This is a genomic window from Coxiella endosymbiont of Amblyomma sculptum (assembly GCF_009883795.1).
GTDB lineage: Bacteria > Pseudomonadota > Gammaproteobacteria > Coxiellales > Coxiellaceae > Coxiella.
This window is the reverse complement of sequence record NZ_CP033868.1, coordinates 307,501-333,708: the sequence shown is the minus strand read 5'-3', so window position 1 is coordinate 333,708 and position 26,208 is coordinate 307,501. Positions and strand designations below refer to the sequence as shown.

The following is a 26,208-nucleotide window of genomic DNA, read 5'->3' as shown; positions in this document are numbered from 1 at the left end:
GTTTAGTTCTTACGCCGATCACAAACAATCAAATTAGCGGTACGTTTGTTACGGCGTGTTCTGTATCCCTTGGTTGGTTTCCCGGTGGGGGAAACCGGATGTCTCCCTCCTGAAGTTTTGCCCTCGCCTCCTCCGTGGGGATGGTCGACCGGATTCATAGCTACACCGCGAACAGTAGGCCTCCGACCGCGCCAACGTTTGGCGCCAGCCTTACCCAGCGAACGCAGATTGTGCTCTGAATTAGACACTTCTCCAATACAGGCGCGACAATCAACTGGAATTTTCCGCACTTCACCCGAACGCATGCGAACAACAGCATACCTTCCTTCTCTTGCTGTCAACTGCGCAGAAGTACCTGCACTTCGAACAAGCTGCGCACCCTTTCCCGGCTTTAATTCGAGATTATAAATCGTAGTTCCTAAGGGAATACTATACAACGGCAAACAATTTCCAATTTTAACTGGAGCGTTTTTTCCTGAAGCGATTTGAGAACCTTTTTGCAACCCTTTAGGGGCTACAATATAACGTCGTTCTCCATCCGGAAACAAAACCAGAGCGATTCGAGCACTGCGATTTGGATCGTACTCTAATCGTTCCACAACGCCTCTACCTTCCTTATCGTACTTGAAGTCGATAATTCGGTAACGGCGCTTGTGTCCACCACCTCGGTGACGAACAGTAATACGCCCTTTGTTGTTACGACAGCTAGTGCGTTTTTTGCCCGCTAATAAAGGTGTATAGGGACTTCCTTTGTACAGACTAGAGTCCACAACTCTAACGACAAACCGCCTTCCGGACGAAGTAGGTTTTGTTTTTATCAAAGTCATTTTTTATCCACTCTTTACTCTTTTCTTATCCACTCTAGTGCCTCTAGTGAAATTCTTACTTCCAGAAGCAATATCAATTTCTTCGCCCGAAGCCAAAGTAATATAAGCTTTTTTCCAATTTCTACGACGACCCCGTACCTGTCGAAATCGCGTGGCTTTTCCCTTAACATTGCAAACACGTACCGATTCAACGGTAACACCAAATTGGCTTTCTATAGCGGATCTGATTTTTGATTTTGTTGCATCAGAAGACACTTCGAATGTGTATTGACCTACAACCAAAGTGCTTTTTTCCGATATGTGGGGGGCCCTAAGGATTTCTAATGACTGTACTTGATTCACAACAATTTTTCCTCAAGCTTCTTTAAAGCGTCTATCGTAATTAACACATTTTCCGCAGAAACAAGACTAACCGGATCCACTCGCATGATGTTCGTAGTCGTAACGTTGAACATATTCCGTGCAGCCAACTCTACGTTGCGATCCTTCTTGCCAAGAACGATGAGAACTTTTTCCACATTTGATTTTTTTAAAAATTCTTTCAACTCACGAGTTTTCGGTTTTGTTAGTTCTAAGATGTCTACTACTACAAAACGTTCTTGCCGAATCAATTCGGAAATAATAGAAACTACAGCCCGACGATACATCTTTCGATTCACCTTTTGCGAAAAATCACGAGGAGTCGCCGCAAAAGCCAACCCTCCTCCTCTCCACAGAGGACTACGAATGCTACCCGCCCGAGATCGACCGGTTCCTTTTTGTCTCCAAGGTTTAGACCCTCCACCGCGAACTTCGCTTCGCGTCTTTTGCGCTTTGGTGCCCGATCGCGCACCGGACAAATAAGCAGTAACCACTTGATGTACTACGCCCTCCTTGTATTCTGCTCCAAATACAGCATCCGCTACAGACACTTTGTGGGATTCTCCGTTGAAAGAAAACACTGGAAGTTCCATTTATCTCCTCATTTTAACCGATTCCAAGATGACCATTTTACTACCAGGAGCGCCCGGCAGAGCTCCTTTAATTAAAAGGAGATGTCGTTCTGAATCTATTTTGACAAGCACTTGGTTCTGTACAGTACGATAAACATTTCCCATATGGCCCGACATTTTTTTTCCTTTCCATACACGCCCTGGTGTTTGGCATTGCCCCGTAGAACCTAGCGCACGATGGGACAACGAATTTCCGTGAGTGGCGTCCTGAGTTCTAAAATTATGCCTTTTTATTGTACCGGAGAAACCTTTACCGCGAGTCAAACCTCGTACATCAACGGTTTGTCCTTCTTTAAAAACACCAACCCCAATTTTATCGCCAATCTTGATGCCAACCAATACGTTGGCGTCTACACGAAATTCATGCGTCGACTCTCCCGAAACCCCACTTTTTGCGTAGTGCCCTGCCATTGCTTTGTTGACACGAACAGAAGGCTTATGGCCATAAGCCACTTGTACAGCGCAGTAACCGTCAGTTTTTATCGTTTTTATTTGAGCAATTCGAATGGGCACCGCTTCAACTACAGTAACAGGAATTGCTACTCCCCCACTTGTGAAAATTCGAGTCATACCGCATTTTTTACCGATCAAACCAATAGACACCGCAATCGTTCCATTTATTATTCATATCCTTTATTTATTCTATTCATATCCTTCACGTTCCACCGACAGACGAATCATGATCAACACTTATCTGGACATCTACTCCAGAAGCCAAGTCCAATTTCATCAGCGCGTCGACTGTTTTTTCGGTAGGCTGTACAATATCCACCAAACGTTTGTGTGTACGCATTTCGTATTGGTCCCGCGCGTCTTTATCTACATGAGGCGAAATCAACACTGTATAGCGTTCAATCTTTGTAGGCAAAGGAATGGGACCCCTAACAATCGCGCCCGTACGTTTCGCCGTATCGACAATCTCCCGAGTGGACCGATCGATTAGGCGATGATCAAACGCTTTGAGTCGGATTCGAATGCGCTGGTGATTATCGTTAACCGCCATACTAACTCTTTTTTCTCCCTCTAAATCTCTGGTTTCGAACTTGTTCGTTGAAAACTACTTCGGAATTATTCAATAATTTTTGTTACGATTCCAGCCCCAACAGTACGACCGCCTTCGCGAACCGCAAATCGCAATCCTTCGTACATCGCCACCGGAGCTATCAACTGCACCTTTATCGTTACGTTTTCCCCCGGCATTACCATTTCAACTTCTTTAGGAATACTCAACACTTCTCCCGTGACGTCTGTTGTTCGAAAATAAAATTGCGGGCGATATCCTTTCAAAAAAGGCGTATGACGCCCCCCTTCTTCTTTCGACAATATATAAACTTCGGATTCAAATACTGTATGCGGAGTGATCGTCTTGGGTTGTGCCAGTACTTGTCCACGTTCAACTTCTTCCCGTCTTGTGCCCCTAAGCAACACCCCAACGTTGTCTCCTGCTTGACCTTCGTCCAACAATTTTCGAAACATTTCTACACCCGTACATACCGTCTTCGTTGTCGCTCTAATTCCTACAATCTCAACTTCGTCGCCTACTTTGACGATTCCTCTTTCTATACGACCGGTCACTACTGTTCCGCGACCCGATATCGAAAATACATCCTCGATTGGCATCAAAAATGGTTTGTCTTTCTCTCGTTTTGGGTCTTTAAAATATTCATCCATCGCCTTTACCAATTTCAACACCGACGGGACGCCTAACTCCCCGTCGTCTCCTTCTAACGCTTTCAACGCCGAACCCGAAACAATTGGTGTTTCGTCTCCTAGAAAATCGTAACTTGTCAACAGATCCCTTACTTCCATCTCTACCAATTCCAACAACTCTTTATCGTCTACCATATCCGTTTTGTTTAAAAACACTACTACCGAAGGCACTCCTACTTGCTTTGCCAGCACAATATGTTCCCGAGTCTGCGGCATCGGTCCATCCGCAGCGCTTACCACTAATATCGCTCCATCCATCTGCGCCGCTCCTGTAATCATGTTCTTTACGTAATCCGCGTGTCCCGGGCAATCAACATGAGCGTAGTGGCGCTTGTCGCTTTGATACTCTACGTGCGAAGTCGCTATTGTAATTCCTCGAGCCCGCTCTTCCGGAGCGTTATCTATTTGATCGAATGCTCGTACTTCCCCTCCGAATCTTTCGGACAACACTTTTGTCAACGCCGCTGTCAACGTTGTTTTTCCGTGATCCACATGACCAATTGTCCCCACATTCAAATGGGGTTTCTCTCTTACAAATTTTTCTTTAGACATACGGAACCTTCTTCCTCTTAAATTCTCAATTCATCTTTAGTTGTTGTTTAGCAATCATCGCGGAAATATTTGTAGGCACTGCAGTGTATCTTAAAAATTCCATCGTATAAGTTGCTCTTCCTTGGCTGAGCGAACGCAAATCAGTTGCGTAGCCAAACATTTCCGCCAAAGGTACTGCAGCACCGACGACCCTACCGGATGGACTGTCGTCTGTATCCTGAATTACGCCCCGACGTCGATTAAGATCACCCACAATATCGCCCATATACTCTCGCGGAGTAACAACTTCTACTTTCATAACGGGTTCAAGCAATATGGGATTTGCCCTAGCGGCTCCCTTCTTAAAACACAACGAACCAGCGATTTTGAATGCCATTTCACTGGAATCAACTTCATGGTAGGATCCATCGAAAATGGCCACTCTCACGTCTGTTACCGGATAACCCGCAACCACCCCGTTCTTCATCTGTTCTCGTACACCCTTCTCTACAGCCGGTATGTATTCTTTGGGCACCGCACCGCCTACGATTTCGTTTACAAATTCAAAACCAGAACCGGGTTCTTTGGGTTCTATACGAAGCCATACATGTCCGTATTGACCCCGACCGCCTGTTTGACGGATATATTTTCCTTCCTGTTCTACCGCTTTCCGAACAGCTTCTCGATAAGCTACACGCGGTTTTCCAACACTGGCGGCGACATTAAATTCTCTTCGCATACGATCTACGACAATTTCTAGGTGCAACTCGCCCATACCATCGATAATGGTTTGTCCAGATTCTTCATCAGTGCGAACGCGAAACGAAGGATCTTCCTGAGCCAATTTTTCTAGGGCCATTCCCATCCTTTCTTGATCGGATTTGGTTTTTGGCTCAATGGCTGCAGAAATCACAGGTTCCGGAAATTCCATCTTTTCAAAGATAATAGTGCGATTTTGATCGCAAAGAGTATCCCCAGTAGTAACGCTTTTCAGACCTACAGCAGCGGCAATATCACCCGCATGCACCTCTCTGATTTCTTCTCGAGAATTGGAATGCATACGCAAAAGACGTCCAATACGCTCTTTTTTTTGCTTAACGGAATTAAAAACCGAATCCCCTGATTTTAGCATACCAGAATACACCCGGAGGAAAGTCAAATTTCCCACAAAAGGATCGGAAGCGATTTTAAAAGCCAACGCTGAAAAAGAAGACTCATCGGAAGCCGTACGAGAGCCTTCCGATCCATCTTTTTCTTCGCCCCGAATGTTGGGCACATCAGTTGGAGCAGGCAAATAATTCACTACAGCATCCAGCAAAGCTTGTACTCCTTTGTTCTTAAAAGCACTTCCACACAACATCGGAACAATCTCATTGGCCAAAGTACGTCTTCGGAGTCCTTCCAAAATTTCTTGCTTGGAAAGTTCTCCGTTTTCTAAATATTTTTCCATCAGAATCTCCGAAGACTCAGCCGCAGATTCTACCATCCTTTCGCGCCATTTTCGAGCCATCGGTTCCATGTTTTCAGGAAGATCCATCAATTTGTAAGTACGTCCTTTATCCGATTCGTTCCAATAGATAGTTTTCATTTGTATCAGATCGACAACACCCCGGAAATCTTCTTCCGCACCAACAGGCAATTGCACAGGCACCGGATTGGACCGCAAACGGTCCTTTACCTGTTGCACCACTCGTAGGAAGTTTGCCCCCGCCCGATCCATCTTATTCACAAATCCCAAACGCGGGACACCGTAACGATTGGCTTGTCGCCAAACGGTCTCGGTTTGCGGTTCTACACCCCCCACCGAACAGAAAACAGCGACAGCTCCGTCAAGCACTCGTAAAGAACGTTCGACTTCGATGGTAAAATCAACATGTCCGGGTGTATCGATGATGTTGATACGATGTTTCGCGTACTGTTGATCCATACCCATCCAGAAACAAGTGGTGGCGGCGGAAGTGATAGTAATGCCGCGTTCTTGTTCTTGTTCCATCCAATCCATAACGGCACTGCCTTCGTGCACTTCTCCCATTTTGTGGGAGACCCCTGTGTAGTACAGGATGCGTTCGGTGGTGGTAGTCTTCCCCGCATCGATATGCGCCATAATGCCTATATTGCGGGTACGGTTTAACGGAATTGTTCTGGCCATTGCAATTTTTTTCTACCTCTTTTCCTCTCCTTACCAACGATAATGCGCAAACGCTTGATTTGCTCTAGCCATTCGATGCATATCTTCCTTTTTTTTTACTGCTCCGCCACGATTTTCCACAGCGTCCGAAATCTCATTCGCTAAACGCAAAATCATGGTTTTCTCATTTCTTCCACTCGCGTATTTGGAAAGCCAACGCATCGCCAAAGCCTGCCGACGTACCATTCGTATTTCTACAGGAACTTGATAGGTAGATCCTCCCACCCGACGTGACCTTACTTCTACACTAGGCATCACATTACCCAGAGCTTCTTTAAACATCTCTAAAGCTTCGACCCGCGTTTCTTCGTCGAGACAACCGCTCTTTCCTTTTTTCTGATCGTGTTCGTACTTCGACTCTTCAACGCCCCTTCCCCTCTTTTTTTTTATGGCTATATCGAGCGCTCTGTATACAATCCCTTCCGCCACCGATTTTTTACCATGCCGCATAACGGAATTTATAAATTTAGCCAGAAGCTCACTGCGAAAGAGAGGATCCGGACAAATCTCCCTCTTAGCAGCCGATTTCCTTCGTGTCATTCAACTGTTCCCCATTTATTCTTTCGGTTTTTTTTCTCCGTACTTAGAACGAGAACGACGTCTCCCCGAAACACTCGCCGTATCCAAACAACCACGCACGATGTGATATCGTACACCAGGTAAGTCCTTTACACGACCACCTCGGATCAGAACTACCGAGTGTTCTTGCAAATTATGACCTTCACCGCCAATATAGGCGGTGATCTCTGTACCACCGGAAACTCGAACCCGAGCTACCTTGCGCAGAGCCGAATTGGGTTTTTTAGGAGTAATGGTATACACCCGTACACACACCCCGCGTTTTTGAGGACATCGTTCCAAGGCCGGAACGTTGCTTTTTTTTATTCTCGCACGACGCGGTTTTTTCACTAATTGGTTGATTCTAGGCACTTTACAAATCTCTTAAACAACAACACAAGAGCCCCCGAAAATCCACACACAGAGCGGGATTTTAATAAAACAAGGCCCCTGTTGTCAAGGACAAACCTTAAAGTTTTGAAATTAAAACTTCGCTAAAATTTCTAAAAATTCCTGCACAAACCGATTTTCTTTATTTGTATTTCACTTTTTCAATCTAAACGCAGCGCTTAAAGCTTCTTCGGCTTCATCGGCAGTTATGCCCCTCTCGCCTTCATACGAAGGCGACAATCCTCCCGATTCCGCTACTGTCGACATTTCATCTTTTTTCCTGTTCCGACGTTCTTGATGATAACTACATCCCGTTCCGGCGGGTATCAGTCGACCAACAATTACATTCTCTTTCAAACCTCGAAGATTGTCACGCTTGCCGCTTATAGAAGCGGCAGTCAGTACACGCGTCGTTTCCTGAAACGACGCGGCTGAAATAAAAGATTCAGTGGCCAAAGAAGCCTTTGTAATTCCTAACAAAATAGGTTCCAATGTGGCCGTCTTTCCGTGTTTTTGAATCACTTTTTTATTTTCCTCCCGAGCACGAGGCCGTTCCACTTGCTCGTTTTGGAGAAACGCTGTCTCTCCTGGATCGACAATCTTAACTTTGCGCAACATCTGCCGAATGATCACCTCAATATGTTTGTCGTTAATTCTTACTCCCTGTAATCGATAAACTTCTTGCACTTCGTTGACAATATAGTTCGCCATTGCATTTACTCCCAACAGACGCAGAATGTCGTGGGCGTCCAGAGGGCCGTCTGCAATCACTTCGCCTTTTTCTACCGTTTCACCTTCAAAAACACTTACGTGACGCCATTTAGGAATCAGCTCTTCGTGTACAGCACTTCCATCCGGTTCGGTAATAATCAAACGATCTTTGTCTCTAGTATCTTTTCCAAAACTCACTACTCCAGAGATTTCTGCTAAAATGGCAGCGTCTTTCGGTCTTCGAGCTTCAAAAAGATCAGCCACACGCGGCAAACCCCCAGTAATGTCTCGGGTCTTTGAGGTCTCTTGAGGGATACGCGCAAGCACATCACCAATTTGGACCACAGAACCGTCTTCTTTAGTAAGAATTGTACCTTCCGGTAAGAAATAATGTGCAGGAACTTTTCCGCTTGGCAAAAAAATACTGTTTGCATTTTCGTCTACAAGTTTGACCATCGGACGAAGTTCTTTACCTCCGGAAGTGCGTTGTTTGGTAGAAGTTACTACAACACTGCTGAGCCCCGTTAGTTCGTCGGTTTGTCGACTCATAGTTACGCCGTCCACCAGATCAACAAAATGTAGATTTCCTGCTACTTCAGTGATAATAGGATGGGTATGGGGGTCCCATTGAGCCACTGTTCTTCCAGCCTGCACAAAATCACCGTCATGTACACTGATGGTTGCTCCATAGGGTATCTTGTAATGTTCTCTTTCTCCCCCTTGGGGGTCTTGCACTATCAATTCTCCCGATCGAGAAATCGCAACCAAATTGCCCCCGGATTGTTCAACTATTCTCAAATTACGCAATCCAACCTTCCCAGAAGACTTGATTTCAATACTATTGACAGCAGTCGTCCGAGAAGCCGCCCCTCCCATATGAAACGTTCGCATAGTCAGTTGGGTTCCGGGTTCGCCGATCGACTGAGCAGCCACTACACCAACGGCTTCTCCTACATTCACCATGTGTCCACGAGCAAGATCACGTCCGTAGCACATCGAACAGATACCATAGGCGGTTTCACAAGTAATTGCTGAACGCACTGTGGTTCGATCTACACCGTGTTCTTCCAGAACATTGACGAGTGTTTCGTCCAAAAGAATATTTTTAGATATTAATTCCTTTTTGGAATTAGGATCGATAATCGGTTTCGCCAAAACTCGTCCTAAAACACGTTCTCGTAAAGGTTCCACCACATCGCCTCCTTCAATGTGTGGCATCATCTCAACGCCTTGTTCGGTCCCGCAATCATGTTCGGTGACAACTAAGTCTTGAGCGACATCAACCAGCCGTCGAGTTAAATACCCCGAATTTGCTGTCTTCAAGGCAGTATCGGCCAACCCTTTTCGGGCACCGTGAGTAGAGATGAAATACTGTAAAACGTTTAGCCCTTCGCGAAAATTGGCCGTGATAGGCGTTTCGATAATAGTGCCATCTGGTTTTGCCATCAAACCTCTCATTCCCGCCAACTGACGGATCTGTGCTGCAGAACCTCGAGCGCCGGAATCAGACATCATATAAATGGAATTAAAGGAACTTTGCGTTACTTCTTTGCCTTGAATGTCTTTTACTTTTTCTACAGAAATTTTTTCCATCATTGCTTTAGCAACTTGATCGTTAGTGCGAGACCAGATGTCAATCACTTTGTTACGGTGTTCACCGTACGTTACCAATCCGGAAGCATATTGCTTTTGAATTTCTTGAATCTCTTCTTCGGATCGAGAAATGATAGCTTCTTTTTCATCAGGAACTAAAAGATCGTTTATGCCTATAGAAATACCCGAAGACGTTGCGTAGCGAAATCCCATATACATCAAGCTATCCGAAAAAACGATAGTAGTTTCCAACCCTAAACTCCGATAGCAGATATCCAACAATTTTGTTACGGCTTTCTTAGTCATGATTCGATTAACCAACGCAAAAGATAATCCTTTAGGAACAATTTGCCATAGCAAAGTGCGTCCTACAACGGTAGGAATCAGACGTTCTCTTTCTTCCACATTGCCGGATTTGTTTAACAGACTTTCTTTAATGCGAACGCTTACGCGTGCGTGCAAATCTACTTGCTTGTTTTCGTAAGCGCGCACCACTTCGTCTACATCCGAGAACTTCATACCTTCGCCTTTTGCATTGACTCGATCTCTCGTAATATAATAGAGTCCCAGCACCACATCGTGGGTAGGTACAATAATTGGTTCCCCATTTGCGGGATGTAAAACGTTGTTGGTAGACATCATTAGCGAACGCGCTTCCAACTGCGACTCCAATGTCAAAGGTACGTGCACAGCCATTTGGTCCCCATCAAAATCCGCGTTGTAAGCCGTACAGACAAGTGGATGCAACTGGATTGCTTTTCCTTCCACTAGCACTGGATCAAACGCTTGGATCCCTAAACGATGCAAAGTAGGGGCTCTGTTTAACAAAATGGGGTGTTCTCGAATAACTTCTTCCAGAATATCCCACACCTCTGGGATCTCACTTTCCACCATTTTTTTGGCTGCTTTAATAGTAGTGGCCAACCCTCCTCGCTGTAGTTTGCTGAAGATAAAAGGTTTAAACAACTCCAGCGCCATCTTCTTAGGCAATCCTGCCTGATGGAGTTTTAGAGTTGGTCCTACCACAATAACGGAACGACCCGAATAATCCACACGTTTGCCAAGTAGATTTTGACGAAAACGTCCAGATTTTCCTTTAATCATATCCGCCAAAGACTTTAGAGGTCGGCGGTTCGATCCTAAAATAGCTCGTCCACGACGACCATTATCCAACAAAGCGTCTACAGCTTCTTGCAGCATTCGCTTCTCATTTCGTACGATAATATCAGGCGCATTGAGATCCAAAAGACGTTTCAATCTGTTGTTTCGATTGATTACCCGACGATACAAATCGTTTAAATCTGAAGTAGCGAATCGTCCACCATCCAAAGGCACCAAAGGTCGCAAATCGGGAGGTAAAACAGGCAATACAGTCAATATCATCCATTCGGGTTTGTTTCCAGATTCCAAAAACGCGCTTAAAACTTTAAGTCGTTTTGTGAATTTCTTCATCTTTGTTTCAGAAGTAGTGGACGATATCTCCGAACGTAGCGACGCAACTTCCGAAACAACATCAATACTCTGCAGCATATTCTGGATGGCTTCCGCGCCCATAAGGGCTGAGAATTCATCACCGTACTCTTCCAATGCGTCGAGATAGCCTTCTTCTGAGAGCAGTTGACTCTGCTCCAACGTTGTCATTCCAGGATCTACGACCACATACGCTTCAAAATAAAGAATGCGTTCAATATCACGAAGCGTCATATCGAGCAACAGACCGATACGAGAAGGTAAAGATTTAAGATACCAAATGTGGGCTACTGGAGAAGCCAGTTCGATATGGCCCATGCGATCCCGACGCACCCTGGACAAGGTAACTTCCACCCCACATTTCTCACAAATCACACCTCGGTGTTTGAGACGTTTGTATTTTCCACATAAGCACTCATAATCTTTAACAGGACCGAAAATTTTGGCACAAAATAAACCGTCTCGTTCGGGCTTAAAAGTTCTATAATTAATGGTTTCCGGTTTTTTTACTTCTCCGTACGACCAAGAACGAATCTCTTCTGGAGACGCTAATTTGATGCGAAGCGCATCAAATTCAGCTGTGTGTTTTTCGCTTTTTATTCGTTTTAGCAAATCTCTCAAGATACTCCTCCGATCGAAATCAGTCGTTTTCCAAATCAATATCAATAGCCAGCGAACGAATTTCTTTGATCAAAACGTTGAAAGATTCCGGCATACCGGCATCCATTCGATGATCGCCGTCGACGATATTTTTGTACATACGGGTACGGCCCACAACATCATCGGATTTCACAGTCAACATTTCTTGCAGGGTATAAGCCGCTCCATAGGCTTCTAGCGCCCAAACTTCCATTTCTCCAAACCGTTGTCCTCCGAATTGAGCTTTTCCTCCTAAAGGTTGCTGGGTCACAAGACTATAAGAACCTGTAGAACGAGCGTGTATCTTATCGTCAACCAAATGATTGAGTTTTAGCATATACATATAACCTACAGTAACCGCTCGATCAAATTTCTTTCCGGTACGTCCATCGTACAAACAAGATTGTCCGGAAATGGGAAGATTTGCCATTTCTAGCAAACGCTTTATTTCCTCTTCCGTAGCACCATCGAAAACAGGTGAAGACACAGGTACACCTTTTCTTAGATTGTTAGCCAAAATTACGATTTCTGTGTCGCTCAAATCTTCTACACTAAACTTTTGAACTTTACTCAAATCGTAAATGGATTTAAGAAGTCCGCGCAATCGCTTTAAATCGGTGTGTTTTTGGTCAAGAAGGTCGCCTATTTTCGCACCTAGGCTTTTTGCGGCCCATCCCAAATGGGTCTCCAGTACTTGACCAATATTCATTCGAGAAGGAACTCCCAAAGGATTCAGTACAATATCTACTGGTGTCCCGTCCTTCAAATAAGGCATATCTTCGATGGGGACGATGGTGGAAATAACGCCTTTATTTCCATGGCGCCCCGCCATTTTGTCTCCGGGTTGAATGCGGCGTTTAACCGCTAAGTAGACTTTTACTATTTTAATGACTCCCGGTGCCAAATCCCCACCTTGTGTCAGTTTTTGGTGAAAATCTTTGAGTTTTTCGTCTCGCATTTTACACAATTTTTTATAACGTTCGTATGCGGATTCAAGACGCTTTGCTGCACTGCCGTCGCGCAATTGAATTTCAAACCATCTGTTCCGAGGCAGTGTTTCTAAAAAATCTCTACCGATTGTTGTATGCTTTTTAGGCGATTCAACAGACAACGCTACCTGATTGATAAGAAATTTTTTCACATTCTGAAATAGGGCATACTCACGAATGCGAAATCGATCGTTTAAATCTTTTTCTATGTTTGCGAGTTCCAATTTTTCGATCTCCAGAGCGCGTTTGTCTTTTTTTACACCTTCACGAGTAAAAATACGTACATCGATAACAGTTCCAATAGTTCCGGGAGTGGCTCGTAAAGACGTATCTTTTACGTCCGACGCTTTTTCACCAAAAATCGCCCGCAACAATTTTTCCTCCGGTGTGAGTTGCGTTTCACCTTTAGGAGTTACCTTACCCACTAAAATATCACTAGGTCCTACTTCGGCCCCAATATATACAATTCCGGATTCGTCCAATTTTGCCAACGCACTTTCTCCAATATTTGGAATGTCTGCTGTGATTTCTTCTGGACCCAATTTAGTGTCTCGAGCGATGCAAGTAAACTCTTGGATATGAATGGTGGTGAATCGATCTTCTTCGACCAATCGTTCGGAGATGAGAATGGAATCTTCAAAATTGTAACCGTTCCAAGGCATAAAGGCCACCAACAAATTTTGTCCTAATGCGAGCTCACCAAGATCTGTAGAAGGACCATCAGCCAGTACATCCCCCTTCTGTATACGATCTCCAATCTCTACAATGGGATATTGATTGATACAGGTGTTTTGATTGGACCTGCTAAATTTGGTCAGATTATAAATATCAACCCCGATGTCGTCTCCGCCATTTTCATTTATACGGACCACAATACGCGAAGCATCAACAGAATCGACAATACCGTCTCGTTTAGCAACTACGGTGACTCCAGAGTCTACAGCTACAGTTCGTTCCATTCCGGTTCCTACTAGCGGTGCTTCTGATCTAATCGTAGGCACTGCTTGCCGTTGCATATTGGAACCCATTAAAGCCCGATTGGCGTCATCGTGTTCTAGAAAAGGAATTAGGGCAGCGGCAACGGAAACAATTTGTCGTGGCGATACATCTATATAATCTACTTTGTCCGGTACGGTAAGGGTGAATTCTCCTTTATGACGGCATGAAACCAATTCATCCACCATGCGGCCTGTTTCGTCTGTACTGGTGTTTGCTTGCGCAATGTAATAATCGCCTTCTTCAATGGCCGATAAATATTCGATTTTATCAGTAACCGTCCCGTCGAGTACTTTTCTATAAGGCGTTTCTAAAAAACCATACTCATTCGCTCTGGCAAATACCGCTAGTGAATTAATTAACCCAATATTCGGTCCTTCCGGAGTCTCTATAGGACACACTCTCCCGTAGTGCGTGGGATGTACATCTCTCACCTCAAAACCCGCCCTCTCTCGTGTTAACCCCCCCGGACCTAAAGCGGATATCCGACGTTTATGAGTTATTTCGGATAACGGATTGTTTTGATCCATAAATTGTGACAATTGGCTCGAACCGAAAAATTCTTTGATTGCCGCCGATACAGGTTTTGCATTTATCAAATCTTGAGGTACTAGATTTTCAATATCCGCTAGATTCAATCTGTCTTTTACCGCTCTTTCGACACGAACCAAACCAATCCGAAATTGGTTTTCGACCATTTCGCCTACACTGCGTATACGACGGTTTCCCAAATGATCAATATCGTCCACATCCCCTTTACCATCTCGAATTTTGACAAGAACACGTAACACATCCACAATATCTTCTTTAGACAGGGTCCACAATCCTGTCGACTGTTTCCTTCCAACCCGACGATTGAATTTCATCCGACCTACAGCGGACAAATCGTAACGTTCTGGCGAGAAAAACAGATTTTCGAACAAACTTTCGGCCGCTTCTTTGGTTGGCGGCTCACCCGGTCGCATGATGCGATAAATTTCAGCCAGAGCTTCCAATTGGTTTTCGGTGTTGTCTAGTCTTAAAGTGTCGGAAATATAGGATCCGCATTCAATTTCGTTGATATACAGTGTATGCAACGACGAGATTTTTCGAGTTCGTAATGTCCTCAGCAAATCCGGCGTGATGGTTTCGTTTGCCTGTGCGACTACTTCTTCGGTTTCTGTATCAACAATGGCTTTACCAATGACCCTTCCGTACAAATAGTCATCCGACAACTCAAGTTTATCAATTCCAGCTTGTTCAATCAGACGAACATGTCGGGTTGAAATACGACGATTAGGTTTGACAATTATCTTTCCTTTTTTGTCTCTTATCTCCATTGTCGCCAATTCACCACGCAGTCTTTTGGGTATTAGTTTCAAAGTGACACTCGTCTCATTGAGACAAAAAGAGTTGATCTCATAAAACACTTCAAGAATCTTTTCGGTATCGTAACCTAAAGCTTTTAAAATTACCGTCGCCGGTAATTTTCGACGCCGATCAATCCTCGCAAATAAACAATCTTTGTAGTCAAACTCAAAGTCCAACCACGAACCACGATAAGGAATGATTCGAGCCGAATACAACAATTTTCCAGAAGAATGAGTCTTTCCTTTATCGTGTTCGAAAAACACTCCAGGAGATCGATGCAATTGAGAAACAACCACTCGTTCGGTTCCGTTAATTATGAGACTTCCTGTCTCTGTCATCAACGGAATTTCGCCCATATATACTTCTTGTTCTTTGACGTCTTTAATGATTTTTTTTCCTGTAAGTATACTTTTATCGTAAATTGATAGACGCATACTTACTTTCAAAGAAGCGGCGTAGGTTAGACCTCGCAATTTACATTCTTCAACATCGAAAACAGGTTCTTCGTCTAAACTGTAATTGATATACGCCAATTCTGCGTGACCGGAATAGCTGGAAATAGGGAATACAGAGTTGAATGCGGCATGCAGTCCCGTATCTCTTCGAGATTCAGGAGCGACATCTTTTTGTAAAAAAGACCGATAGAATTCGATTTGTGTTTCCAACAGATACGGCGTTTTGAGAACTTCGACCTCACGCTTGCCTAAGTTGACGCGCGCGCGCAGCTTCTCGGTGTAAGAAACTGCAACTGTCCTTCTATTTTCGGCATTTGATTGCACCATAAAACTACAAAACCCCCTGCAACCTTAAATTAATCGTCTTCCTCAGCGTGTTTACAAAACGCAAACGTCTTTTCTACTATTTCCAATCCATTCCTTGTCCTTTCAGCAATATTTGTTATTCAAGATCGACTTTGGCGCCCACTGCTTCGAGATCCCGCTTAATCTTTTCGGCCTCTTCTTTACTAAGTCCTTCCTTAATAGAACTTGGAGCGGATTCGACAAGGTCTTTAGCTTCTTTTAAACCAAGTCCAGTAACACCACGCACCACTTTAATGACTCCAATCTTGTTACTGCCAAAATTGGACAGTTTTATTCCAAATTCAGTTTTTTCCTCCTTTTCCGCTACAGCCGTTCCAGATTCACTGCACGAAGTAGTATTGTTTTTCGAAATGGCCGTCTCTTGATGCGAGATACCAAATCTTTCCTCCATCATTTTGACTAAATCAACAACATCCATCACGCTCATCTTGGATATCGCGTCTAAAATATCTGTTTTTGTCATTTGATTCTGATTCATTGTGTTATTTTACCCCATAATTTCATGTTAAAGATTGTGCGCTATTTTCGTTTTCTCTTGATTTCGTTTTCTCTTGATTTCGTATTGCAATTGTTGTACGGACAATTTGAAATACAGGTGCTCTGAACGCACGAACAAATTTGGCCATCGGAGCCAGAAGAACAGATGCCAATTGACTCAACGCTTCTTTATGTGAAGGCATACCAGCGAGAAACCCTAGATCTACCGGCAGTAATCGACCCCCCAACGCACATGCTTGTACTTTTAGATGTTCGCGCAGATGTTCACCGCGTTCTTTAACAAATTCTTCGATTAAACGAGCGGCATCGCGAGGTTTTTCTTGAGAAAAGAACAGCACAATAGGACCGACTAATTTTCTATCAAGACACGCATACGGTGTCTTTTTAAACGCACGGCGCGCAAGAGTGTTGCGACACACTTTCACAACTACTCTAGAATCGCGAGCCATTTTACGCAACTCCAACATTTCAGATACGGTCAGTCCGCGGTACTGCGCAACTACCGCGGCGAGCGCCCGATGGGCAACATTCGACAGCTCTGCAACAATCCCTTTTTTCTTTTCCAGATCTAAAGCCATTGGTTATACTATTCTTTCTCCAAATTTTGGAAAAACTTTCTCATATACACTTGTGCGAACAACAAAAACAGAGACCATTATTCCGTTTCTTTCGCCTTTTTCCTTTTTCCTTTCTTTTCTTTCCTTCTTCGAATAAGATGATTATAAAGAACATGCAAGAAGATTCGTCACCAGTCTAGTCTATTGGATACGCTACCGTAATTCCCGGACCCATCGTACTCGACAAAGTTAATTTTTTTATAGGCACTTCTTTTTCTGTAGTACGCGGAATAGATTTGGTTCTGATATCAGACAACAAAGTCAATAAATTTTCCTTCAACGCTTCCTCCGAAAAATCAACTTTCCCAATGGAACAGTGAATAATACCTTTTTTATCGGCGCGATAACGCGCCTGTCCATGTTTGGCGTTTTTAACCGCCGCTTCCACATCAACAGCCACTGTTCCGTCTGTGAGACTGGGCATTAACCCACGAGGTCCTAAGATTTTACCTAATTTACCAACTGTCTGCATCGTCTCTGGAGTAGCAATCACCAAATCAAAATCAATATTCCCGGATCGGATCCGTTTAATCAAACCGTCTATTCCTACAAAATCGGCACCGGCGTTCTTAGCTTTGTTGCTGCCCTCTTGATCAGCAAAAACAGCTATTTTTACATTTCGACCAATTCCGTAAGGCAACACAACCGCCCCCAAAACTGTTTTTCCCAATTTACGCGGATCAACACCAAGTTTAATCGCAACATCAACACTTTCTCTAAATTTAGCAGTTGCGCAAGTTTTGACCAATTTGAGACCTTCCGCTAAGGAATACACCTTTGAAAACTGTATTTTTTCTTTCGACAGTTGTCGTCTTTTTGAGAGTTTTAACACTATATTTCTAACTCAAGGCTCAAGTTCTACATCAATACCCATACTGCAGGCGGTTCCAGCAATAGTACGTACAGCCGAATCAAGATCAGCTGCGGTGAGGTCAGGCATTTTCATTTTGGCGATCTCTTCCAACTGCGCACGAGTCGCCTTCCCCACTCGCTCCACGTTGGGCCGAGCGCTGCCATTTTTTCCTTTCAGTACCAATTTCTTTAACAAAACCGAAGCGGGAGGTGTTTTGACAACGAAGGAAAAACCGCGATCGGTATACACCGTAACAACTACCGGAACAAGAAGACCTTTTTCAATACTTTGAGTTTTCTCGTTGAACGATTTACAAAACTCCTTAATATTAAGACCGTATTGACCCAAAGCCGGTCCAATCGGAGGACTCGGATTGGCCTCCCCTGCTTTCACCTGCAGACGAACACAAGTTCTTACTTTTTTTACCATACCCCCTCTTTCTTTGGTATAAGAATATCAAACAATCTTTACCTAAACGAACGTCAATTTTTTTCTACTTGTCCAAATTCCAATTCCACCGGAGTAGAACGTCCAAAAATACTTACTGAAACCCGAAGTCGACTTTTCTCATAATTAACATCTTCTACGACGCCACTAAAGTCGGCGAAGGGTCCCGCAATAATTCTGACTACTTCCCCTGACTCAAAGAGAACCTTAGGTCTTGGTTTGTTTTCGCCCTCTTCAACACGCTGCAAAATCTTTTCCACTTCTTCGTTTCTAACAGGAGCCGGACGTCCAGTTCCAACAAAACGCAACACTTTCGGAACATTACGAACCAAAAGCAATGTTTGATCGTTCATTACCATTTGCACCAAAACATAACCCGGAAAAAACTTACGTTGGCTTTTACGCTTACGCCCCGCTCGCATTTCTACTACTTCTTCGGTAGGTATAACAATTTCGCCAAAAAAATCCCCCAACCCTTCCCTGTGAACACGTTCGTTTAGCGTCTTAACGACACGATTCTCGTGATTTGAATACGTATGAAGAATATACCAATGTTTTTTCTCTTCGTCCATATAATAGCCTTTCTCCATTTACTCTTAAAAACAAAGCATCAATTAGTTCTTTAACTTAATTCTTTAGCTCGGTCACCCAAGCAACAATCCACATGAACAAATTGTCAAGCCCCCATAGCAAAAGAGCGGTTATTGAAACCGAAATTACAACCACTAAAGTGATGCGGACAGTTTCCTGTCGGGTTGGCCAAATAACCTTGCGCAATTCTGTACGGGCATTCTTCACGAAACTCCACACTTCTCGACCTTTTTGAGTTCGAGAACCAATCGCCAGTACTGAAGAGAGAAGAACAGCACCTACAGAAATTCGAACTGCCGCAACGGCGCAACAGTAATGATAATCGGCTATTGCCCCTATTGCAATCAACAATACAACCGAAATCCATCTCAAAACATCAACACACGACTTACAACCCCACATATTTTATTCTTTCCGATCTCCTCTTTTGTTGGCAGGCCAGGAGGGAATCGAACCCCCAATCTGCGGTTTTGGAGACCGCTGCTCTGCCAATTTGAGCTACTGGCCTTATTCTTGCCATGTAAAAAATTGGTGCGCACCACGCGCCCCCGTATTGACTGATACCAACGTCGACTTCTTGTATTGACCCCGATCGTCTTTTATCCACATGAGGCGAAATCAACGCTGCATAGCGTTCAATACTTTGTAGACGAAGGAACCCCCCCGCGCGGGGGGGTGTTCTTCTCCGAAAATCGCGCCCGTACGTTTCGCCGTATCGACAATCTCCCGAGTAGACCGACCGATTAGGAGACGCCCCGATCCGGGATCCACACCGCTGCACAGAACCAGTCCGTTTCCTCATTTCCAGATCAAACGAGATTTTTCTACTTATACATTTTCTTTCTTTTTCTTTGCTCCTCATCCTGTTTCTGTTTACAACCCCAGATTCTCGCATGCTCTATTCTCTAAATTGAGTTCTTTGGTTAAAGCCCACAACCGGATTTGAACCGGTGACTTCTTCCTTACCAAGGAAGTACTCTACCATCTGAGTTATGTGGGCACAGCGGGTGATGGGAATCGAACCCACATCATCAGCTTGGAAGGCTGGAGTTCTACCATTGAACTACACCCGCCCGTATGACAGACAAAAACGATTTTGTGTTATGTCGAAAAAATTATAAAGATTCGTCCCCGCTGTTTTCCGCTACAGTACAGATATGGAGGGGGTAGGATTCGAACCTACGAAGGCGAGAAGCCGTCAGATTTACAGTCTGATCCCTTTGTCCGCTCGGGAACCCCTCCCCTTCCAATCCAAACGTTTTGTACTGTTCCTATTTCCAGTTTCCGCCCTCTTTTCTTATTACTCGTTTTGTTCTTTCCCAGGTTTTTCCAAACCCCGATTTTGAAAATCGGCGTTCTTGCTCGGACACACCTCCTCTCGGAAAAAAATCTAAAAACAGTTTTAAGCAAAACAAGCGATTCGCCAACCGCCAGCTTCGACTAAAAAAGCGCGCTAATTGTGCGCAACAAAGCAACGGATGTCAACCCAATGAGAAACAGAAAAAAACTTGTAGATTTTGATATCGCCTACACTTGTTTTGGCCTAAATAGACTGCGCAGAAGCAGGAAACCAAGAAAAATAACGGATTTTTTCGGTAGGGCCTTCTGTTGCCAAAGCGGATGTATAGCCTAATACACTTGGTATTGAACGCAACGTCCACTGTCCAGCCAACATTCGGTTTGATGTTCCAGCGTTTATACCGATGTATGCTGTAGTAAAACGATTGAGACTAAACGATAAACCTTGACCAATAGCTTTGACGTAAGCCTCCTTTAAGGTCCAAATTTGGTAAAATTTTTTCAAACATTGACTGTCTTTTTCGGGAAGTTTGCTCACGCAAATTGCGACTTCGTCAGGAGAAAAAAAACGTTCTCTAACATCCGCAATGTAAATATTGTCTCTTATGAATTCAACATCAACACCCACTTCCCGATTTGTCGTGATTGCGTAAAGAGCGACTTCATGAGAGTTCGAAAGATTGAAATATAGAGCAGGATAATTTAGTAAATAGGGCTTTCCGTAGTCGTTACATCGAAACCGTAAAGGGGTAGGAGAAATCGGTAGATACAAAGTCAAGATAGCGCGTAACGCCGCATGAGACGCGATATAGCAATACCGATGTTGATGATTTACCAGACGCCGCGCACGAGCTTTCTCTTCCTCGGATAAATTGGTCATTCCTTTCCTAATTTCTTCAATAGGCCAATCTAAAAATACTCTCCAAACGTGCGCTTCTCCTTCTATTGGAAAAGGAGGGGTTGATATGGTTTCCCACAGGTTGTCTTTTTTTTCGCTACACAATATACAGTTACACCATTCCTTCCTTATTAGCGTTCCATCACCGAGATTCCGGGACGGGTTCTTTTTGCTGTAAATCGTCTGTTCTACGGCATTTCCTGATTTTTTATCTACAAAAACAAAGCACCAATTGGAGAAGCTGGCGATAGGATTCGAACCCACGACCGGCTGATTACAAATCAGCTGCTCTCCCAACTGAGCTACGCCAGCAAAATTCTACAAAAACTTCAGCGCCTTAATCCGATTCTAACAGCCATCGGGTTGTAAGTTTACTCTTTTTAATACAACAAGATCAAACTTTACACCACACATGCGTTTTCTCCATCCTTAGAAAAAATACAAACTACAAACTAAAGAGAAGAAATTTGAAGCAAATCAACAACACGATCCAATCGACGCAGTACCAAATCTTGACCTATCAAATACAATGTAGCTTCAATTGGTGGAGATGCTGTATTTCCAGTAACAGCTATACGAATCGATTGGCTGAGTTGACTTACTTGCAAGTGACAGATTTTAGCGATTTCAACAATTGTTTGTAAGATAATATCTTGCTTCCAATCGTGCAGATGAGCCAATCGATCTCGTACCAATTGCAAAGGCTTAGCAATATCTGGACATAAATTTTTCTTTATCTGTACCCCACTTTTGATAACTTCTCCATCTTCAAAGAAATACCGGCTGCATTCAGCCATCTCTTTCAAAGTTTTAGTTCGTCCGGATTGCAAACTGATTATTTGCTCCAGTGCAGGGCCTGTTTGGTGGTTGATACCCATCTTGGTTAAGATTGAGGAAAACGCATCTTCCACTAGACTAGGACTCTGATTTTTTAAGTAAAAATGATTGATCCATAATAGCTTTTTCGGATTGAATATGGCGGGAGAACGGTTAACAGCATTGATATCAAATAAATTAATCATTTCTTCCCGCGAAAATATTTCTTGGTTTCCGTATGACCACCCCAACCTTACCAAATAATTAACCAGTGCGTTGGGCAAATAGCCATCATCTCGGTATTGTAAAACGCTTACAGCTCCGTGTCTTTTTGACAAACGTCTTCTGTCAGAATCCAAAATCATGGGAACATGAGCGTATTGAGGCAAATCGGCGTCCAATGCTTTTAGTATATTGATTTGACGAGGTGTATTGTTGGCGTGGTCGTCCCCGCGAATTACGTGGGTGATTTTCATATCCCAATCGTCCACCACAACGGTAAAATTGTACGTGGGTGTACCGTCGGCACGTACAATGACAAGATCGTCCAGTTCGTCATTCGCAACGGAAATCGCGCCGCGAATTATATCGTCAAAAATTGTCGACCCTCCGCTAGGATTTCGAAAACGCACTACAAAAGGAGTTTCTGCGTTGTATTTGTGTTCTTTGTCCCTACAGAATCCATCATACCGCGGTTTTTTCTTGTTTCTGAGTTGCGTAATACGCAACTCAGCGAGACGTTCTTTAGAACAAGAACATAAGTAGGCTTTTTCTTTCTTCAAAAGATATTGAACAATTTCCCGGTAACGTTCTGTTCGTTGAGATTGAAAATAAGGGCCGCGCTCCCAGCTAATTTTTAGCCACCGCAGACTTTCTAAAATGGAATCCACAGAATTTTCTGTTGAACGCTGTACGTCGGTGTCTTCAATACGCAGAATAAAAATTCCCCGATTCCGCTTTGTAAACAACCAATTGAATAAAGCCGTCCTCGCGTTTCCAATATGGAGATAACCAGAAGGACTGGGGGCGAATCGGGTTCGTATGGTTTTCTCTGAATTTTTCACAGGAGAGAAGGATAGCACGACAGAGATTTTTCTGCTAAATGATACAGATCCAAAAGTTTTTACAGTAAATTTTTTAGATAAATTTTCTGTACTGAATGGTCATCTGTCTTTTCCAGAATTAATTGGGCGTGGTATTTGAAAGGCAGTATATTTTTGAAGAAATTGGCTTCGTTAGTTTCTTTCCATATTTTTTCGGCAAATCGCACTACCTCTTTTTTGGAGTAAGAAGTTAAACAATGAAAATACGCATTCGGCGATTTAAAAGGGCCGCGCCAAAAATTTAAAATTCGATCAATATACCAATTTTTGATGATCTCAATTTTGGCGTCCACGACCAAAAAAAAATCAAAAAAATCGGAAACAAAACATTCAGAAGAATGATCGGATTTTCTTGTAAAAATTTGCAAAAGATTTAATCCTTCGAAGATGATAATATCGGGTCGATCGATAATTGCGTATTTATTAGGAACAACATCGTAGTAAAGATGAGAATAAATAGGAATAAGCACTTTTCGTTTTCCTGACTTAATCGAATTGAGAATTTGCAAAAAATGCAGCATATCGTAACTTTCTGGAAATCCTTTTTTACTCATAAGTCCTTGACGTGTGAGTTCAGCATTAGGGTACAAGAAACCGTCGGTTGTTATAATTTCTACGCTAGGATGATCTGGATAGCGCGATAACAAAGTTTTTAGTACTCGAGATGTTGTACTTTTCCCCACAACTACACTTCCAGAAATTCCGATGGTATAAGGAGCCTTAGATTTTGATTCGCCGACATCGTTCAGAAATTGAATTGTCCGTTGCGTAGTTACGCAAGTGCTTAACAATCGAGAAAGAGGCAAGTAGATCTCTTTAATCTCTTCCGATGAAACCACCGTCTCAGTCTGACCATACAATTCTTTCAAATTGCCTTCCGCTATAAAGGCAAACGGAGTTTCTTGCAGGAAATAACACCATTCTTTTCGTGTGAACTGTAAGTATTTCTTATAATTGCCATTCATCGCATCCCCTTAAATCTTATATCCGATTGACAGGTAAGAACAATACCGAATTTTAAAGAAATATGTTAATCTCTGGATCGGGACTTGGTATACGACAATCAATAGTTATACGGGCGGTCGGTGGGTGTGTCTTATTGCTTTCGTTAGATGCTCAAATACGATCAAATAAGAATGCGGAATCGGTCAAAGAAAGAATTACCGAAAGATATGTATTTGAGAGACAGTAAGAAAAGATTTTCGACAATTAGCGTTTTTGACCTTTTCTCTATCGGTATAGGTCCTTCCAGTTCGCATACTGTAGGTCCTATGAAAGCCGCTAATGATTTTGTACAAACTCTCCGAAACGAATTGACCCGTATCTGTCAAATAACAATCACTCTTTATGGATCTTTAGCTTTTACCGGAAAGGGTCACAGTACAGACAAAGCTGTTATCATGGGGTTAATAGGAAGGGAACCCGAAACTATTGATCCCGATAGCATCGATGATCAAATAAAAACGATTTGGAACACAGAAAAATTAAGGCTGTTGGAACAACACTCAATCAATTTCTCTCCGAGAAGAGATATTATTTTTAACTACCAAACAGTTCTCACCTTCCATCCAAATGGACTGAAATTTAAGGCCTACGACGTAAAAAAAACACTGATTAAACAGTCTTTGTATTTTTCTATTGGAGGAGGGTTCATTGTTGGTGGCAAGAACAAGAATAAAATGCAAATGAAAAAAACTTCATCCCTTTCCAACCTTTCCAGAGAAATTCCCTATCCTTTTGTCTCCGCTGCCGAATTGGTGTCTCTTGCTCAAGAAAAAAATCTTTCTATTGCCGATATTATGTTAACTAACGAAAGGCAAATAAATAGAAACACAGCAGAAGATGCTGAGAAAGAGTTACTGCGTATTGCAGACATTATGGAAGATTGTATCAATAAAGGTTGTCGCCGATCCGGCAACTGTCTCGTAGGGCCTTTACAAGTTCGACGACGCGCTCCGTCTCTCTACCGTAAATTACTTGCTCTTGGTCCGCCTACAGTTCAGCATCCTCAAATTACAAATTGGCTAAATGTCTACGCAATGGCTGTTAGTGAAGAAAATGCGTCCGGAGGCCGAATTGTGACCGCGCCTACAAACGGCGCGGCTGGAATTATTCCGTCAGTCTTAAATTACTACAAACACTTTCTGCAAGAATCTACTGTGAAAGGTGTTGTCAACTTCCTACTAACGGCAGGAGCTATAGGAATACTCTATAAACAAAACGCTTCTATTTCTGGAGCTGAAATGGGTTGCCAAGGAGAAGTAGGTGTGGCGTGCTCCATGGCAGCAGCTGGTCTAGTTGCTGCCATGGGTGGTACTGTTCTTCAAATAGAAAACGCCGCCGAAATAGCGATAGAACACAATTTTGGATTGACGTGCGACCCCGTTGGGGGATTGGTACAGATTCCCTGCATTGAACGTAACGCAATGGGTTCTGTTAAAGCATTCAATGCGGCTCAATTGGCTCTTTCTGAAGATGGTAGACATAAGATATCTTTGGATATGGCAATCAATACTATGCGTGAAGTTGGTCGAAATATGAATTCTATTTATAAAGAAACTTCCAAAGGGGGATTGGCGATCGCTGTTAATATCGTCGAGTGCTAAATCGCGCGAACGGATAAAAAATCTTGGGGAGGAAGATTAGGAGATACAGTAGGGGAAAATGTATTATATTATTATAAATTATTATTAAGGAGATATAAGAAGAAGGAGAAACGAAGAAGGAGAAACCTGGCGGCGACTTACTTTCGCATGAAAATAATCACACTATCATCAGCGCTGAGCGTTTTCACTTCTGAGTTCGAAATGGAATCAGGTGGGACCCGCCCGCTATAACCACCAGGAAGCTCCTCCATTCTTCTAATTTTTTCTAGTTATTCTTCTAGTCAGTTTATCAAGTTTATCATCAGTTTATCATTTGCCCTTGCTGCTCTCATGTGTTTTTTTGAGAGAGAAGAGCTTCTGTTTGCGAGAGAAGCGTCGATCTTCTGATCGACAACAAGCAAAGACTGAAACCATTTAGGGATGCACAGTCAAACCTCACGATTAATTAGTACAGGTTAGCTACACTCATTACTGAGCTTACACACCCTGCCTATCAACGTTGTAGTCTTCAACGAATCTTTAGGGATCTCTCTAGGATCCGGGAGATCTCATCTTGAGGGGGGCTTCCCACTTAGATGCTTTCAGCGGTTATCCTGTCCGTACTTAGCTACCCGGCAATGCCACTGGCGTGACAACCGGAACACCAGAGGTACGTCCACTCCGGTCCTCTCGTACTAGGAGTAGCTCCTCTCAAATCTCCAACGCCCACGGTAGA

At 43.4% G+C, this 26,208-nt stretch carries 21 protein-coding genes, 5 tRNA genes and 2 rRNA genes (1 of these 28 only partly in view); 1 reads left to right on the top strand and 27 read right to left on the bottom strand.

The features are described 5' to 3' along the window. Positions 1-2: 2 nt before the first annotated feature. From rplB to coaA, 25 genes are all read right to left on the bottom strand, one after another. A complete protein-coding gene (gene rplB, locus EGQ50_RS01515) occupies positions 3-827 on the bottom strand; it encodes a 50S ribosomal protein L2 (protein ID WP_159747936.1) in 825 nt (274 codons plus the stop codon). Positions 828-830: 3 nt separating this feature from the next. Then, positions 831-1,169: a 50S ribosomal protein L23 gene (gene rplW / locus EGQ50_RS01510; protein ID WP_159747934.1), complete on the bottom strand. Its 339-nt coding sequence runs from the start codon at positions 1,167-1,169 to the stop codon at positions 831-833. After that, complete coding sequence (gene rplD, locus EGQ50_RS01505; protein WP_159747932.1) at positions 1,166-1,780, bottom strand: 50S ribosomal protein L4; 615 nt, start codon at positions 1,778-1,780, stop codon at positions 1,166-1,168. Before rplD ends, rplW begins: the two co-directional genes overlap by 4 nt. Beyond that, positions 1,781-2,422, bottom strand: a complete 642-nt coding sequence (gene rplC / locus EGQ50_RS01500) for a 50S ribosomal protein L3 (RefSeq protein ID WP_159747930.1) — start codon at positions 2,420-2,422, stop codon at positions 1,781-1,783. It lies immediately after the preceding gene. Between the two features lie 52 nt (positions 2,423-2,474). Further along, positions 2,475-2,822 (bottom strand): 30S ribosomal protein S10, encoded by a 348-nt coding sequence (gene rpsJ, locus EGQ50_RS01495; protein ID WP_159747928.1) that lies wholly within the window; start codon positions 2,820-2,822, stop codon positions 2,475-2,477. Positions 2,823-2,887: 65 nt separating this feature from the next. Then, on the bottom strand, positions 2,888-4,081 hold the full coding sequence (gene tuf / locus EGQ50_RS01490; RefSeq protein WP_159747926.1) for an elongation factor Tu: 1,194 nt from the start codon (positions 4,079-4,081) through the stop codon (positions 2,888-2,890). Positions 4,082-4,106: 25 nt separating this feature from the next. Further along, entirely contained in the window at positions 4,107-6,215 is a 2,109-nt protein-coding gene (fusA, locus tag EGQ50_RS01485) for an elongation factor G (RefSeq protein WP_159748461.1), read from the bottom strand. Positions 6,216-6,239: 24 nt separating this feature from the next. Beyond that, entirely contained in the window at positions 6,240-6,788 is a 549-nt protein-coding gene (gene rpsG / locus EGQ50_RS01480; RefSeq protein WP_159747924.1) for a 30S ribosomal protein S7, read from the bottom strand. A gap of 15 nt (positions 6,789-6,803) precedes the next feature. Then, positions 6,804-7,178 (bottom strand): 30S ribosomal protein S12, encoded by a 375-nt coding sequence (gene rpsL / locus EGQ50_RS01475; RefSeq protein ID WP_159747922.1) that lies wholly within the window; start codon positions 7,176-7,178, stop codon positions 6,804-6,806. A 171-nt stretch (positions 7,179-7,349) separates the two neighbouring features. Then, a complete protein-coding gene (gene rpoC / locus EGQ50_RS01470) occupies positions 7,350-11,591 on the bottom strand; it encodes a DNA-directed RNA polymerase subunit beta' (RefSeq protein ID WP_159747920.1) in 4,242 nt (1,413 codons plus the stop codon). A gap of 19 nt (positions 11,592-11,610) precedes the next feature. Further along, a complete protein-coding gene (gene rpoB, locus EGQ50_RS01465; RefSeq protein ID WP_159747918.1) occupies positions 11,611-15,726 on the bottom strand; it encodes a DNA-directed RNA polymerase subunit beta in 4,116 nt (1,371 codons plus the stop codon). A 115-nt stretch (positions 15,727-15,841) separates the two neighbouring features. Continuing rightward, positions 15,842-16,243 carry a 50S ribosomal protein L7/L12 gene (rplL, locus tag EGQ50_RS01460; protein ID WP_218939751.1) on the bottom strand — a complete coding sequence of 134 codons (402 nt, stop codon included), beginning with the start codon at positions 16,241-16,243 and terminating at the stop codon, positions 15,842-15,844. Positions 16,244-16,265: 22 nt separating this feature from the next. Beyond that, positions 16,266-16,841 (bottom strand): 50S ribosomal protein L10, encoded by a 576-nt coding sequence (gene rplJ / locus EGQ50_RS01455; RefSeq protein WP_159747916.1) that lies wholly within the window; start codon positions 16,839-16,841, stop codon positions 16,266-16,268. A 175-nt stretch (positions 16,842-17,016) separates the two neighbouring features. Further along, entirely contained in the window at positions 17,017-17,715 is a 699-nt protein-coding gene (gene rplA, locus EGQ50_RS01450) for a 50S ribosomal protein L1 (protein WP_159748457.1), read from the bottom strand. Positions 17,716-17,724: 9 nt separating this feature from the next. Then, complete coding sequence (gene rplK / locus EGQ50_RS01445) at positions 17,725-18,162, bottom strand: 50S ribosomal protein L11 (RefSeq protein WP_159747914.1); 438 nt, start codon at positions 18,160-18,162, stop codon at positions 17,725-17,727. A gap of 53 nt (positions 18,163-18,215) precedes the next feature. Continuing rightward, a complete protein-coding gene (nusG, locus tag EGQ50_RS01440) occupies positions 18,216-18,752 on the bottom strand; it encodes a transcription termination/antitermination protein NusG (protein ID WP_159748455.1) in 537 nt (178 codons plus the stop codon). Between the two features lie 55 nt (positions 18,753-18,807). Beyond that, positions 18,808-19,173, bottom strand: coding sequence for a preprotein translocase subunit SecE (gene secE, locus EGQ50_RS01435; protein ID WP_159747912.1), 366 nt, complete (start codon positions 19,171-19,173; stop codon positions 18,808-18,810). 29 nt (positions 19,174-19,202) lie between these two features. Beyond that, positions 19,203-19,279, bottom strand: a tRNA-Trp gene (locus EGQ50_RS01430). Between the two features lie 419 nt (positions 19,280-19,698). Next, a tRNA-Thr gene (locus tag EGQ50_RS01420) sits at positions 19,699-19,771 on the bottom strand. A 2-nt stretch (positions 19,772-19,773) separates the two neighbouring features. Beyond that, a tRNA-Gly gene (locus EGQ50_RS01415) sits at positions 19,774-19,844 on the bottom strand. Between the two features lie 85 nt (positions 19,845-19,929). After that, a tRNA-Tyr gene (locus EGQ50_RS01410) sits at positions 19,930-20,013 on the bottom strand. Positions 20,014-20,314: 301 nt separating this feature from the next. Continuing rightward, on the bottom strand, positions 20,315-21,073 hold the full coding sequence (locus tag EGQ50_RS01405; protein ID WP_159747908.1) for a 4'-phosphopantetheinyl transferase family protein: 759 nt from the start codon (positions 21,071-21,073) through the stop codon (positions 20,315-20,317). Positions 21,074-21,207: 134 nt separating this feature from the next. Further along, positions 21,208-21,280, bottom strand: a tRNA-Thr gene (locus EGQ50_RS01400). Between the two features lie 140 nt (positions 21,281-21,420). Continuing rightward, positions 21,421-22,866, bottom strand: coding sequence for a glutamate--tRNA ligase (gltX, locus tag EGQ50_RS01395; protein WP_246168986.1), 1,446 nt, complete (start codon positions 22,864-22,866; stop codon positions 21,421-21,423). Positions 22,867-22,907: 41 nt separating this feature from the next. After that, a complete protein-coding gene (gene coaA / locus EGQ50_RS01390; protein ID WP_159747904.1) occupies positions 22,908-23,852 on the bottom strand; it encodes a type I pantothenate kinase in 945 nt (314 codons plus the stop codon). A 207-nt stretch (positions 23,853-24,059) separates the two neighbouring features. On the opposite strand from coaA, the gene EGQ50_RS01385 reads away from it, so the two are divergent. Beyond that, entirely contained in the window at positions 24,060-25,493 is a 1,434-nt protein-coding gene (locus tag EGQ50_RS01385) for an L-serine ammonia-lyase (RefSeq protein ID WP_159747902.1), read from the top strand. A 124-nt stretch (positions 25,494-25,617) separates the two neighbouring features. On the opposite strand, the gene rrf is transcribed toward EGQ50_RS01385, so the two are convergent. Beyond that, a 5S ribosomal RNA gene (gene rrf, locus EGQ50_RS01380) occupies positions 25,618-25,732 on the bottom strand. A 185-nt stretch (positions 25,733-25,917) separates the two neighbouring features. Then, a 23S ribosomal RNA gene (locus EGQ50_RS01375) occupies positions 25,918-26,208 on the bottom strand; it runs 2,705 nt beyond the window's last position.